At 40.4% G+C, this 13409-nt stretch carries 14 protein-coding genes; all 14 read left to right on the top strand.

What is annotated here, in order from left to right:
- Positions 1–412: 412 nt before the first annotated feature.
- Complete coding sequence (locus tag B2107_RS19085) at positions 413–1237, top strand: MotA/TolQ/ExbB proton channel family protein (protein ID WP_209578290.1); 825 nt, start codon at positions 413–415, stop codon at positions 1235–1237.
- 110 nt (positions 1238–1347) lie between these two features.
- A complete protein-coding gene (locus B2107_RS19080; RefSeq protein ID WP_293957310.1) occupies positions 1348–2010 on the top strand; it encodes an ExbD/TolR family protein in 663 nt (220 codons plus the stop codon).
- Between the two features lie 24 nt (positions 2011–2034).
- Positions 2035–2592, top strand: a complete 558-nt coding sequence (locus tag B2107_RS19075) for an ExbD/TolR family protein (protein WP_293957309.1) — start codon at positions 2035–2037, stop codon at positions 2590–2592.
- A gap of 31 nt (positions 2593–2623) precedes the next feature.
- Positions 2624–3511 (top strand): energy transducer TonB, encoded by an 888-nt coding sequence (locus tag B2107_RS19070; protein WP_293957308.1) that lies wholly within the window; start codon positions 2624–2626, stop codon positions 3509–3511.
- A gap of 328 nt (positions 3512–3839) precedes the next feature.
- Complete coding sequence (locus B2107_RS19065) at positions 3840–4766, top strand: PstS family phosphate ABC transporter substrate-binding protein (RefSeq protein WP_293957307.1); 927 nt, start codon at positions 3840–3842, stop codon at positions 4764–4766.
- Positions 4767–4791: 25 nt separating this feature from the next.
- On the top strand, positions 4792–6591 hold the full coding sequence (locus B2107_RS19060) for a tetratricopeptide repeat protein (RefSeq protein WP_293957306.1): 1800 nt from the start codon (positions 4792–4794) through the stop codon (positions 6589–6591).
- Between the two features lie 119 nt (positions 6592–6710).
- Entirely contained in the window at positions 6711–7085 is a 375-nt protein-coding gene (locus B2107_RS19055) for an NADH-quinone oxidoreductase subunit A (RefSeq protein ID WP_293957305.1), read from the top strand.
- A gap of 58 nt (positions 7086–7143) precedes the next feature.
- A complete protein-coding gene (locus B2107_RS19050) occupies positions 7144–7695 on the top strand; it encodes an NADH-quinone oxidoreductase subunit B (protein WP_046673075.1) in 552 nt (183 codons plus the stop codon).
- A gap of 3 nt (positions 7696–7698) precedes the next feature.
- Positions 7699–8193 (top strand): NADH-quinone oxidoreductase subunit C, encoded by a 495-nt coding sequence (locus tag B2107_RS19045; RefSeq protein ID WP_293957304.1) that lies wholly within the window; start codon positions 7699–7701, stop codon positions 8191–8193.
- Between the two features lie 10 nt (positions 8194–8203).
- Positions 8204–9439 (top strand): NADH-quinone oxidoreductase subunit D, encoded by a 1236-nt coding sequence (locus tag B2107_RS19040; protein ID WP_293957303.1) that lies wholly within the window; start codon positions 8204–8206, stop codon positions 9437–9439.
- A complete protein-coding gene (gene nuoE / locus B2107_RS19035) occupies positions 9432–9953 on the top strand; it encodes a complex I 24 kDa subunit family protein (protein ID WP_293957302.1) in 522 nt (173 codons plus the stop codon). The genes B2107_RS19040 and nuoE overlap by 8 nt, the downstream gene beginning before the upstream one ends.
- 1 nt (position 9954) lies before the next feature.
- Positions 9955–11310, top strand: a complete 1356-nt coding sequence (gene nuoF, locus B2107_RS19030) for an NADH-quinone oxidoreductase subunit NuoF (protein ID WP_293957301.1) — start codon at positions 9955–9957, stop codon at positions 11308–11310.
- 30 nt (positions 11311–11340) lie between these two features.
- Positions 11341–12360 (top strand): 2Fe-2S iron-sulfur cluster-binding protein, encoded by a 1020-nt coding sequence (locus tag B2107_RS19025; protein ID WP_293957300.1) that lies wholly within the window; start codon positions 11341–11343, stop codon positions 12358–12360.
- An 8-nt stretch (positions 12361–12368) separates the two neighbouring features.
- The gene (gene nuoH / locus B2107_RS19020; RefSeq protein WP_293957299.1) at positions 12369–13409 is read left to right on the top strand and encodes an NADH-quinone oxidoreductase subunit NuoH; all 1041 of its coding nucleotides are present in this window, start codon (positions 12369–12371) and stop codon (positions 13407–13409) included.

Genomic DNA, 13409 nt, shown 5'->3' with positions numbered 1-13409 from the left:
GCAGATTAAATCTAATGAATTGTTTATTAGGCAAGTATGGTTTGTGTGCAGACTGTGTGTTTGTTTGGTAATATGAGTAATCACTTACTTTTTGTAATTTAAAATCTTCGATTTTCTTGCATATCAAAAAAAAAATGGCTTTCATTGTAAAATAATTATTGCGAATAAGCGATTTAGCAACGAGAAACAATGATTATATAACGGGAGCTGCTGAGAAAAATAACACACATTAACGGTGTTTCAGTTTAAAAAAACAAATTTGATTTTTTTTACATATTTAAGAGGAATATTTTAAATTTGACATTAGATATTAAATTTGCTTTGCAAATTGATTTCAAAAGCGAACAAGAGTGCATATAATTTAAACAACATTATATATTTAAACAACAGTAAAAAACTAAAAATTAGAAAAATGGCAAACGCACCTAAAACTGCTGCAAAACAAGAGAGCAACAACGGAGGATCTTTCTTTGCTCAAGCTGCAATCATCATCTGTTTCATCGTGGGTTTCTGTGTATGGAAATTTGTGATGGGTAATCCAACTAACTTCGTTGATAACAATCCGGAAAATGCTCCTAATCCAGGTAACTATTTAGGAATGGTTTACCATGCTGGGGCTATCGTACCTGTTTTGCTTGGTTTATTCTTAATGGTATGGGTTTTCTCGGTAGAACGTTTTATCGTTATCAACAAAGCTTCTGGTACTGGAAACGTTGGAAACTTTGTCCGTAAAATCCAAACGTTGATTAATGGTGGAAACATCGATTCAGCGATTGCTGAATGTGACAAACAAAAAGGTTCAGTAGCAAACGTTGTGAAAGCTGGTTTATTGAAGTACAAATCAGTATCTGTAGATCCTGAAGTGAACACTGAAAAAGCGGCTATTGCAATCCAAAAAGAAATCGAAGAAACAACTGCATTGGAAATGCCTATGTTAGAGAAAAACTTAAACGTTATCGCTACATTAGTTTCTATCGGTACATTATGTGGTCTATTGGGTACAGTAACAGGTATGATCAAAGCCTTCTCGGCATTGGCAACAGGTGGTGCTCCAGATTCAGCTAAATTGGCGAACGGTATCTCTGAGGCCTTGATCAATACAGCAACTGGTATCGCGACATCAACATTCGCTATCGTATTGTATAACATCTTTACTGCAAAAATCGATAAATTAACTTACTCTATCGACGAAGCTGGTTTCTCAATCGTACAAACATACGCTGCAAACCACAAATAAGAACTGTGATGAAAATATTTGATTTTTTTAAATTTATTTTATGGAAATCAAATATTAAAATCATCATAGGATAGAAGATTGAGTTTTTAATTTAAAAAGAAGAATTTAAAATGGGTAAAGCAAAAGTAAAAAGAGCCAGTACGTCGATCGACATGACAGCGATGTGTGACGTATCGTTCTTGCTGCTTACGTTCTTCGTCTTAACGGCGACAGCGCGCCAACCGGAAGCATTGACGGTGGATACCCCAGCATCGACTACTAAAGATAAGTTACCTGATTCAAATGTAGGTATGATCACAATAGGCGATCAAGGTAAAGTTTTCTTCGGTACGACTGATCAACAGGTTCGCGTAAAAGCACTAGAAAGAATGTCAGCAAAGTATGGCGTTGGCTTTTCGCAAGAAGATTACGATCGTTTCAAATTGATGGAAAACTTTGGTGTACCAATGTCTAAATTGAAGGGTTTATTGGCCTTGGATGGAAGTAAGCGTACAGAAAAAGGCGTGCAAACTGGTATCCCGGTTGATAGTACAGAGAATACTTCAAATGAGCTGTATTATTGGGTTCAAAATGCCCGACTAGCCGCCGAAGAAGTAAATAAGGAAAAGGAGGCATCGGATAAAAACTTCGTGCACCCTGGGCCTTTGAAGATGGCTATCAAAGCAGATGCGAATGAGAAGTATCCTTCGGTTAATTTAGTTATTGAAACATTGCGTAATCAAAAGCAAAACAAATTTAGTTTCATAACAGGCATGCGTGCTGAGGACAAATAATTGACGATTTAATAAGAACAAACGATGGCAGAATTAAATCAGGATAGTGGTAAAAAAGGAAAAGGCGGGAAAGTTAGATCCAAGAAAAATGGGGGTAAGGTAGACCTTACAGCCATGGTAGATTTGGCATTCTTGTTGATTACCTTCTTCATGTTGACCACGTCCTTAAATAAACCGCAGGCAATGGATGTGGCTATGCCAGACAAAAATAAAATTAAAGAACAACAAAGCGATGAACTGCTTACGGCAGATAATCGTTCCCTTACAATTTTATTGGGTTCTGACAATAAAGTCTCGTGGGTATATGGTCAAGTAGCTAATCCGATCGAAGGTCCTACTGTTGCTGGTTATGGCGCAGATGGAATCCGTAAGGTCTTGATGGAGAAAAAGGCTTATGTACCTCGCGTTTCAGGCGGTAAAGACATGATTGTAATCATACGTCCTAGTGAAAAATGTACACAGCGCAATCTAGTTGATATTCTTGACGAGATGAAAATTGTAGACGTTAAACGCTATATGATCGGAAAGATTACACCAGAAGAAGTCGAAGTGTTAAAACGTGACAATATCTATAATGATTAGTTATTAGATTGACACATAAAACTAAAATAAAATGATAGGGTCAAAATTAGATATTTTTAAGAAAGAATGGCTTGATGTCGTTTTTCAGGGCCGTAACAGGGAGTATGGAGCTTACGAGCTTCGCAAACTTGCGCCCAAAGCGACTAACAGGGGGCTTCTTGTCGTTATCGGCATTGTAGCCATAGCTAGTTTCCTTAGTGTGTTTGGAAGTAAGCTGTTCCCGAAGAAAGCTGTTGAGGCACCTCCGGCTGTAACCGAAGTTACGTTGGAAGACCTTGAAGAAATCAAGCCACCAGAACCACCAGAAGAGGAGCCACTTCCACAAGAACCGGAAGAAAAACCTCAACAAGTGGCCATGGATGTACCAAAAGAGGATTTGGTTCGTTTCCCTGAACCTAAAGTAGCTCCTGCTAACAAAGTTGTAGAAGAAGTTGCTTCTCAGGAAGAATTGAAGGATCCAAATAAAACTCCAGCGCGTATTACTTTGAAAGGTAGTCCGACAGGTACTTCGGTTGCACGTGGCGAATTCGGTTCAAAGAAACAAGATGGTGCGATCACTGGTGCTGCAAAAGGAGATCCGAATGGTAATGGAGATGAAATTCTTCCATTTAATGCCATTGAGGTTCAACCAACACCTATCGGTGGTATGGCAGCATTTATGTCTTGGGTTGGGTCAAACTACGAGTATCCAGCAGCGGCAACAGAAAATGGTGTAAATGGTGTTGTTGAGGTATCCTTCGTTGTAGAAAAAGATGGTAGCTTAACAGACATCAATATCAAACGTGATTTGAAATATGGTACTGGCGATGCAGCCGTTAGGTTGCTTAAGAAAGCGAAGAAATGGAAACCGGGAATTCAAAATGGTCGTCCAGTTCGTGTAGCGTATACTTTACCAATTCGATTGAACCTTCAAAATTAGAATGACAAATTTTAATTCTAGTAATAGTTCAAATTATAGACAGAAATCGCCTCTGAAGCGGTTTCTGTCTATTTTAGGACTTTTCATGTTTGGCTTTTATTTTGTTTTGGGCCTTTTGATTATATTCTGGGACAATTTTCCGATTGAAATTAATCCAACTTACAAAACAATTTTTGGCGTCGTATTGATTCTGTATTCATTTATGCGGTTTGTACGGCTTTGGCAAAATAATTTTAATTAAGCGCCTCTTTCTTTTAGTTTTAACCAACTCTCTCTTCAAAAGTTAAACTATTCTTTATTTAAACTGTCTTATTTTATGATGTATCGTATGAGAAAATATAAAATGGTTCTTATGATGCTAGGCATCTGTATGGGAGTATTTGTTTCGTGCAAAAATAAAACGAAGAGTACAAAGGAAGGAGAGGATATTCTAACGGGTAAACTTCCGGTTATTGTTGATCAGACTTTGTTGCCTATCATCCAAGAATCTGCCGATGTTTTTGAAAGTTCATACCCAAACTCAAGTTTGGAATTGATCGCCAGGCCCGAGATTAAAGCGGTAAATGCCTTGCTTTCTGATTCAGCTTATGTGGTTGTATTGACGAGAAAGTTGACGAACCAGGAAGGTAGCTATTTTCAGAAGCGCGGTATTCAGCCGAAAGTCTTCCAAATAGCTTCCGATGCAGTTGTACTGATCAATAATCGGTATAGTAAAGATACTATTATGTCGCAAAAAGACGTTAAGTCTTTGTTGGAAGGTAATTTAGCAGGGCAACGCTTGATCTTTGATAATGCAAATTCGAGTACACTGCGTTATTTGAAAGATTATTTCAAATTAAACAAAATTGATCCGAAAGCTGTTTCTGCAATGAAGGATAGTGAAGAAGTGATGAAATATGTCAGTGAGAATGCGAATACAGTGGGTGTGATTGGGTACAATTGGTATCTGAAAGCTGTAGAAAAAAATTCGAATTTATTGGAGAAAATTCGTACATTGAGCATCGGAAGTAGTGATCCAGGGGGTGAAAAGGTCAATTTCTATAGACCATCTCAATCGACTATCGCCGATGGCGTATACCCCTTTGTGAGGCCTGTCTACATTATGAATTATCAGCCGAATATGGGCTTAGGTTTAGGTTTTAGTGCTTTTTTGACAGGCGATCGCGGACAGCGTATCGTTTTGAAAGCGGGATTGGTTCCAGCTACAATGCCTGGGCGTGAGATCATTATTAGAGATGAAAGTTATATTAAATAGATAATAAATAGTACAAAAATAGATTATGACAAACAGCAAATTATTATTTAGTCTTTTATTGGCCGGATCTGTGGGCACAGTAAGTGCACAAAGTTTGAAAGATGCTAGAGCAGCCATCGAGGCTGAAAATTATGGTAAAGCGAAAACTATCCTTCAACAGTTAGTGACTAAGCAACCTAAGAATGGAGATAATTATTTCTATTTGGGTCAAATTTATTTGGTAAACGACAGAGCGGATTCTGCCGCTACGATTTTCAACCAAGGTTTGGCCGCTGATCCAAAGGCTACAATTAATAATGTAGGTTTGGGTTATGTTGACTTAATGAAAAAGGATAAGGCAAGTGCGGAATCTAAATTCGCTTTGGCAACGGCAAAATTGGGTAAAAAGGATTATGAGCCATTATTGGAGATCGGTCGTGCATATATTAATGCACCTGAACCTGATTATGCAAAAGCGTTAGAATATCTAACACAGGCGAAGGAAAAAAACAAGAAGGATGTTGCTATTCCTATCGCGTTAGGTGATGCGTATCGCGGATTGAAAGAGGGATCTTTGGCTTATACAAGCTATGGTGACGCTACGGATATCGATCCAAATTCCGTTCAAGCTAAAGTAGGACAAGCGGTAATTGTACGGGGTGCACAAGCTTTTGATGAAGCCATCACGCAATTGGAAGCTATTGCGGCGGAGACGCCAACCTATGCTCCCACCTATCGTGAGTTAGCTGAGACTTACAACCAATGGTCAAGATTGCCAGGTACTTCTGATGAAAAATATGTTGAGTTAAATAAAAAGGGTGTTGAGCAATATAAGAAATATCTTGAAGTTGCTGGTGATAACTCGTTGGAAGCAAAAATTCGTTACGCCGATTTCCTTGTATATGCACGTCAGTACGACGATTTGAAGGTAGTTTCGGAGGAGTTAGCACAAAATCCTTCCGTAGATCCAAAAATCTACCGGTACTTAGGTTATATCGCTTTCCAAAAAGCTAAAGATTATCCAAAAGCATTGGAGTATTTGAATCAGATGTTCAGTAAAATGGAGAAAGATCGTGTAATTCCATTGGATTATATGTATTTGGGTATGTCTGAAATCGCTGCTAATAGTCCAAAGCATGCAGAAGGTGGTGCAGATAGCACGGCCACAGCAGCACCAGTGTTAACGGCAGAAAATACGGCAAATATCCAAAAAGGTATTGCTGATATTAAAAAAGCAATTGATTTAGACAAGGAGCTTTTGGGCGAAACAGCAGAGCTGGCGTTTGCTAAATATCAAGAGCAAGAATTGCAGACAGCGGCCTCTCTTTTCGAACTGGTAGCGTCTTACACAGATAATAAAACATATTTGTATGATGCAAATTATTATGCTGGTGAAGCATACTATCAAATAGGTGCTAAAGAAGATGCAGCTAGTAAAAATGAAGAGCAAGTTGTAGTTAATCAGGAACTTAGAGATAAAGCGATTGCTGATTTACAAAAAGCTCAGACATTCTTGACTGTAATCGAAACTACTGATAATAAAGAAGCACAGGATAAATATTTGATCAATGCGCTTTATTACAAAGCTTTTGCAGCATTGACGGCGGATAATTTGGAACAACCAAAAGGTGATTTCGTAGCGTCATTCCAAAAATTGATTGAAACAATCAATCAACGCGGTGCACAAGAGAAAAATAAGAATTATTTAATCGATGCAAATACGTATATCGGTCTTTACTATTATGTGAAACAAGATCTTCCTAAAGCGAAGGAAAGTTTCCAAAAAGTATTAGCTATAGACCCAGCGAACGAAGCTGTTAAAGGTTACTTGGAAGGTCTAAAGTAAGCTTAAGTAAAATCATTCTAAATTAGGCGTAGATAGTAATATCTACGCCTTTTTTGTTTTGTTTTTTACCATGGAATCTCTATATTTAAAGATAGTTACCAATATAAATTTTAGTTGAGATGGAGCAAGCCAATAGTATGCCGATAGACTACTTGCCGATATTTATACAGCTTTTAGTAGCTGTGGGATTTGGAGTAAGTACGATAATTATTACACATCTTATCGGACCAAAGGTCCGCACAGAAAACAAGCTTGGAGCTTTTGAGTCAGGAATAGAAGTGATCGGTAATGCGAGGCAGCCGTTCTCTATCAAATATTTCTTGGTGGCTATCCTATTTGTGATATTTGATGTTGAGGTCATTTTTATGTACCCATGGGCTGTAAACTTTCGTGATATGGGATTTCAAGGCTTGATAGAGATGTTTATTTTCATGGGACTTCTTTTATTAGGCTTTATCTATGTGATCAAGAAAAAAGCATTAAACTGGGATTAGATATCCTTATTATGATTGGTTTTTGGCCAACAATACTAAACCTATAAATCGACTTTTCATGAGTGATATAAAATTAGCAGAAGCTCCTCCAGGGGTAGAAGGCGCAGGTTTTTTTGCGACGAGTTTAGATAAAGCCATTGGCTTGGCGCGAGCCAACTCATTATGGCCTTTGCCGTTCGCCACATCCTGTTGTGGTATCGAGTTTATGGCAACAATGGGTTCAACCTATGACTTGGCAAGGTTCGGTGCCGAAAGGCCTAGCTTTTCACCGAGGCAGGCAGATATGCTATTGGTTATGGGTACTATTGCTAAGAAGATGGCACCTGTGCTTAGGCAAGTGTATGTGCAGATGGCTGAGCCGCGTTGGGTAATCGCTGTGGGGGCCTGTGCCTCTAGTGGTGGTATTTTCGATACCTATTCTGTGCTGCAGGGGATCGATGAAATTATACCAGTCGATGTTTATGTGCCGGGTTGTCCACCCCGCCCTGAAGCAATTTTGGATGGCGTGTTGCGTTTACAGGACATCGTGAAGAATGAATCCTTGAACCGGAGAAATACGCCAGAATATAAGGCATTGCTTGAAAAGTACGGAATTCATACAAATAAATAAACGATGGAAAGCAGTTTTTTATTGGATAAGCTCGAAGAGAATTTTCCCGCAAAGATTCAGGAAATTCCGGATGCTCACGATTTATTGACCGTTATGGTTGAAAAGGAAGATCTGATTGAAGTGCTTCGTTTCCTGAAGTCGAGTGGTGAGTTGCAATTTATCCATCTAACCGATATTACAGCAGTACATTATCCGCATTTGGAAAAGGAATTTGCTGTCGTTTATCATATCCATAGTCTAGTTCATAATATACGGATACGGGTGAAAGTGTTTTTGCAAGGCCCGAATCCAGAGATTCCAACTGCGACTGTGGTTTGGAAAGGTGCAAATTGGATGGAGCGTGAGACTTTTGATTTTTTTGGCGTCAATTTTATAGGGCATCCGGATTTGAGAAGGATTTTGAATGTAGATGATATGGAGGTGTTTCCAATGCGTAAGGAATACCCTTTGGAGGATCCAAATCGCGTAGATAAAAAAGATTTGTATTTCGGCCGTTAAAGTATATACTATGAGCGAATTTATTAGCAAGATCACACCTAATCAACCCGTTTTTGAAGATAACGATCCACAAGATGAGTTGATTACCTTAAATATTGGGCCCACGCATCCCGCTACGCATGGCGTGTTTCAGAACGTGGTACAAATCGATGGCGAGCGTATTGTGAGTGGCGTATCGACGATCGGTTATATTCACCGCGCATTCGAAAAAATTGCTGAGCATCGACCGTTTTATCAAATTACTCCATTGACAGACCGTTTGAATTATTGTTCGGCGCCGATCAATAACATGGGCTGGCATATGACTGTTGAGAAGCTTCTTAAGATAGAGATTCCTAAACGGGTGCAATACATGCGTGTTATCGTTATGGAGCTTGCCCGTATTGCAGATCATATTATTTGTAATGGTATTTTGGGGGTAGATACGGGTGCTTTTTCGGGCTTTTTGTATGTGATGCAGGAGCGCGAGTTTATCTATGAAATCTTTGAAGAAATCTGTGGTGCTCGCCTGACAACGAATATTGGTCGTATCGGAGGCTTCGAGCGTGATTTTAACGCGATAGCCTTTGAGAAGATACGTGAATTTCTGAAACGCTATCCTCCGGTATTGCAAGAGTTTGAAGAGTTGTTTGTTCGTAACCGCATTTTTATCGAACGAACGTCGGGTGTTGCTGCTGTAACAGCAGAAGATGCCCTGGATTATGGCTGGTCTGGCCCTATTTTACGGGCAACAGGTGTCGATTATGATGTGCGCGTACAGAATCCTTATTGCTCGTATGATGAATTTGATTTCGATGTGCCTGTTGGTACGACAGGGGATGTCTATGACCGATTTATGGTACGGAATGCCGAAATGTGGCAATCTCTTCGGATTATAGAGCAGGCATTGGACAAAATAGAGAAAGAGCCTAAAGGGGTATTTCATGCCGAAGTGCCTGATTTTTATTTGCCTCCGAAAGAACAGGTGTATACCAATATGGAAGCTTTAATCTATCATTTTAAAATCGTCATGGGTGAGGTGGATACACCAAAAGCTGAAGTCTATCATGCCGTCGAAGGGGCAAATGGTGAACTTGGATTTTATTTAATTCATGATGGTGGACGCTCACCTTATCGTCTGCATTTCAGGAGACCTTCTTTTGTCAATTATCAGATGTTTGCGCCAATGAGTGCAGGAATGCTGATTTCTGATGCCATTATAAATATGAGTAGTCTTAACGTTATAGCTGGAGAATTAGATGCTTAGTGTAAAACAACATAATGTAAATGTAACGTTTTCTCCAGAATTGTTAGCCAAGTTTGGAGAAGTAGTAAGCCGTTACCCCGAAGGAAAGCAAAAATCAGGCTTATTGCCCATTTTACATCTGGTTCAGGCGGAATATGGCTGGGTCAGCGCAGATGCGATGGATAAGGTTGCTGCTTACCTGAATATATTACCGATTGAGGTATACGAGGTGGCAACTTTCTATACCATGTTCCTGTTGCAACCTAAAGGAAAATATGTCCTCGAGATTTGCCGTACAGGGCCTTGTTGTTTGGTCGGTGCAGAGCGTATTATGAAGCATTTAGAGCAAAAGCTTGGTGTGAAGGAAGGCGAGGTCACCAGCGATGGGCTTTTTTCCTGGCGTGGTGTGGAATGTTTGGCTGCCTGTGGCTTTGGCCCAGTCTTGCAGATCGGCCCTGAATATACATTCTATGAGCATCTGACAGAAGATAAAGTCGACGAATTGATTGATAATTTAAAAGCTAAAACAGAATAATATGGCACGTAAACTTTTGTTGACTCATATCGATGTTCCGGGCATCAATACCTTTGAGGTCTATCGGCAAAAAGGTGGTTATGTTGCTGTTGAAAAAGTATTAAAGACAATGTCTCCTGAGGACGTTGTCGAAGAGGTTAAGAAGTCTGGATTACGTGGCCGTGGGGGAGCTGGTTTTCCAACGGGAATGAAATGGTCCTTTTTGGCCAAACCTGAGGGGGTGCCGCGCTATTTGGTCTGTAATGCGGACGAGTCTGAACCAGGGACATTCAAAGACCGTTATTTAATGACACATATTCCACATGCGCTCATTGAGGGAATGATTGTATCTAGCTTCGCTTTGGGGGCTCACACGTCGTATATCTATGTGCGTGGAGAGATGATGCCACAGATCAGAATTCTGGAGCGTGCTATTGCTGAAGCTAAGGAAAAAGGGTTTTTGGGTAAAAATATTTTAGGTTCGGGGTATGATCTAGAAATCTATGTTCAGCCGGGCGGCGGAGCCTATATCTGCGGTGAGGAAACGGCTTTATTAGAGTCCTTAGAAGGGAAACGAGGTAACCCACGTATAAAACCTCCTTTTCCCGCAATTGCTGGCTTATATAATTGCCCCACCGTGGTGAATAATGTGGAGTCAATCGCAGCGACGGTTCCCATTATAAATTTGGGTGGCGATGAGTATGCGAAGATCGGTATAGAACGTAGTACAGGAACAAAGTTGATTTCTGCGAGCGGAAATATTGTAAAACCAGGTGTCTATGAAATTGAACTTGGTCTGCCTGTGGAAGAGTTTATTTTTTCAGACGAATATTGTGGTGGTATTGCCAATGGGAAACGGATGAAGGCTGTCGTAGCTGGGGGCTCTTCGGTCCCTATTTTACCAGCCAACTTAATTTTGAAAACTGCCGCTGGAAATAGTCGATTGATGACTTATGAGTCATTGGCGGATGGTGGCTTCCAGACGGGTACAATGCTTGGATCCGGTGGTTTCATCGTATTTGATGAGGATCAATGCGTGGTACGCAATACGTGGAACTTTGCGCGATTCTATCATCATGAAAGCTGTGGTCAGTGTTCGCCTTGTCGTGAAGGAACGGGTTGGATGGAGAAGGTGCTGCATAAGATCGAGAGCGGCCATGGCTCGATGTCAGACATTGATTTGCTGTGGGATGTGCAGCGAAAAATTGAAGGAAATACAATCTGTCCACTTGGTGATGCTGCGGCATGGCCTGTGGCAGCAGCAATAAGACACTTTAGGGATGAATTTGAATGGCATATCCTTCATCCGAAAGAGTCACAAACACGGAATTATGGACTGGCACATTATGCTGATCCTTTACAACCAATAGTATCATAATAGAAGCTGTAACGCTAAATAAATTATATCATGGCAGAAGCGGAAGATGTAAAGTTTAAGGTCACCATCGATGGTATACCTGTAGAGGTTGCTCCTGGGACAAGCATATTGAATGCTGCGAGACAGATCGGTGGTGATATTGTCCCTCCAGCAATGTGTTACTACTCCAAATTGGAGGGAAGTGGTGGTAAGTGCCGTACATGCTTGGTAAAGGTATCCAAGGGATCGGAAAAAGATCCTCGGCCTATGCCAAAATTGGTTGCATCTTGCCGTACAACGGTGATGGACGGGATGGAAGTACAAAATATAACCTCTCCTGAAGTAATAGAAGCAAGAAAGGGGGTTGTTGAAATCCTATTGATTAATCATCCTTTGGACTGTCCAATCTGTGATCAGGCAGGTGAATGTAAATTGCAAGATCTAAGTTACGAACACGGCAGTGCGCATACGCGTTACGAATTCGACCGGCGGACTTTTGAACGTATCGATCTGGGTGATAAAATCCAATTGCATATGAATCGCTGTATCTTATGCTACCGTTGTGTGTATGTTGCCAATCAGTTAACCGATCAGCGTGTACATGGTATCTTAGGGCGAGGTGATCATTCAGAAATCTCTACTTATATCGAAAATGTGATTGATAATGATTTTTCTGGGAATGTCATTGATGTCTGTCCTGTGGGCGCTCTGACGGATAAAACCTTCAGATTTAAAAATAGAGTATGGTTTACCAAACCGGTTGATGCACATCGCAATTGCCCCACTTGTTCTGGTAAGGTAACGTTATGGTATAAAGGGGAAGAGGTTATTCGGGTGACCGCGCGAAAGGATGAATTTGGCGAAGTGGAAGAGTTTATTTGTAATACCTGCCGCTATGATCAGAAAAAAACAAGTGATTGGATATTGGAGGAACCAACAGAAATAGACCCACATTCGGTTATCTCAGCTAATCACTATGAGTTATTTAATCCGCCAAAAGTCGTTAAGGAAAATCCTGTACTGCAGGAAAAAAATCGCGAACAGTTAGCTAGAACAGAAAAATTGAAATAATCACGAATATGGAGTGGTCTTTTGTCATCGAAAAATTAATACTGGTGTTTATCATCTTCGTAGTTACGTTGTTAATTGCGATGTATTCTACGCTAGCAGAACGTAAAATTGCCGGTTTTATGCAGGATCGTTATGGTCCTGATCGTGCTGGTATTTTTGGAATTTTGCAACCCCTTTGCGATGGGGGAAAATTCTTTTTTAAGGAGGAAATTATCCCGGCAGGTGCGCATAAAGTACTTTTTATAGTAGGCCCTACGATAGCCATTATAACTGCCTGTATAAGTTCTGCCGTGATCCCTTGGGGACAGGAGTTGCAGATTGGAGATCGGATAATTTCCTTGCAGGTTACTGATGTTAATGTCGGTATTCTGTATATGTTTGGTGTCATAGCATTGGGTGTATATGGAATTATGTTGGGCGGCTGGGCGTCGAATAATAAGTTTTCTTTGATGGGTGCTATTCGTGCAGCATCACAGAGCATCAGTTATGAAATTGCCATGGGGCTTTCGATAATCGCTTTATTGATGGTGACACAAAGCCTCTCCCTGAAGGAAATCGTTGCGCAACAATCTGGTTTTGTCAATTGGAATATTTGGGCTCAGCCGTTAGGTTTTATTATTTTTATGGTGTGTGCCTTTGCTGAGTGTAACCGAGTCCCTTTTGACTTACCCGAATGTGAGACCGAGCTTGTTGGTGGTTATCATACGGAGTATTCTTCCATGAAATTGGGGCTCTATATGTTCTCCGAATACATCAATATGTTTGTCTCCTCGGCACTTATGGCTTCACTCTATTTTGGTGGTTATAATTTCCCTTTTATGAATGATCTGGGATTGTCTGCCAATATGATCACGATCATCGGGGTAGTTGTATTCTTTATCAAGATATTTTTGTTTATCTTTTTCTTTATGTGGGTGCGCTGGACATTGCCTCGCTTCCGCTATGATCAACTGATGAATCTGGGCTGGAAAATGCTGATCCCATTGGCGATTGCCAATATCGTACTTACAGGTGTATTTACATTGATTAAAGACACGTATTTCTCATAA

It is taken from the genome of Sphingobacterium sp. UBA7855 (genome assembly GCA_002500745.1).
Taxonomy (GTDB): Bacteria; Bacteroidota; Bacteroidia; order Sphingobacteriales; family Sphingobacteriaceae; genus Sphingobacterium.
The sequence above is the reverse complement of the archived record's forward strand: the minus strand, read 5'-3'. Positions and strand labels throughout refer to the sequence as shown.

Bases quoted from the DNA above. Each gene is read 5' to 3' on its own strand.
- B2107_RS19085 (WP_209578290.1), top strand. From the start codon at position 413: ATGGCAAACGCACCTAAAACTGCTGCAAAACAAGAGAGCAACAACGGA.
- B2107_RS19060 (WP_293957306.1), top strand. From the start codon at position 4,792: ATGACAAACAGCAAATTATTATTTAGTCTTTTATTGGCCGGATCTGTG.
- B2107_RS19055 (WP_293957305.1), top strand. From the start codon at position 6,711: ATGGAGCAAGCCAATAGTATGCCGATAGACTACTTGCCGATATTTATA.
- nuoF (WP_293957301.1), top strand. From the start codon at position 9,955: ATGGCACGTAAACTTTTGTTGACTCATATCGATGTTCCGGGCATCAAT.
- nuoE (WP_293957302.1), top strand. From the start codon at position 9,432: ATGCTTAGTGTAAAACAACATAATGTAAATGTAACGTTTTCTCCAGAA.
- B2107_RS19050 (WP_046673075.1), top strand. From the start codon at position 7,144: ATGAGTGATATAAAATTAGCAGAAGCTCCTCCAGGGGTAGAAGGCGCA.
- B2107_RS19065 (WP_293957307.1), top strand. From the start codon at position 3,840: ATGAGAAAATATAAAATGGTTCTTATGATGCTAGGCATCTGTATGGGA.
- B2107_RS19040 (WP_293957303.1), top strand. From the start codon at position 8,204: ATGAGCGAATTTATTAGCAAGATCACACCTAATCAACCCGTTTTTGAA.
- B2107_RS19025 (WP_293957300.1), top strand. From the start codon at position 11,341: ATGGCAGAAGCGGAAGATGTAAAGTTTAAGGTCACCATCGATGGTATA.
- B2107_RS19045 (WP_293957304.1), top strand. From the start codon at position 7,699: ATGGAAAGCAGTTTTTTATTGGATAAGCTCGAAGAGAATTTTCCCGCA.
- B2107_RS19070 (WP_293957308.1), top strand. From the start codon at position 2,624: ATGATAGGGTCAAAATTAGATATTTTTAAGAAAGAATGGCTTGATGTC.
- B2107_RS19080 (WP_293957310.1), top strand. From the start codon at position 1,348: ATGGGTAAAGCAAAAGTAAAAAGAGCCAGTACGTCGATCGACATGACA.
- nuoH (WP_293957299.1), top strand. From the start codon at position 12,369: ATGGAGTGGTCTTTTGTCATCGAAAAATTAATACTGGTGTTTATCATC.
- B2107_RS19075 (WP_293957309.1), top strand. From the start codon at position 2,035: ATGGCAGAATTAAATCAGGATAGTGGTAAAAAAGGAAAAGGCGGGAAA.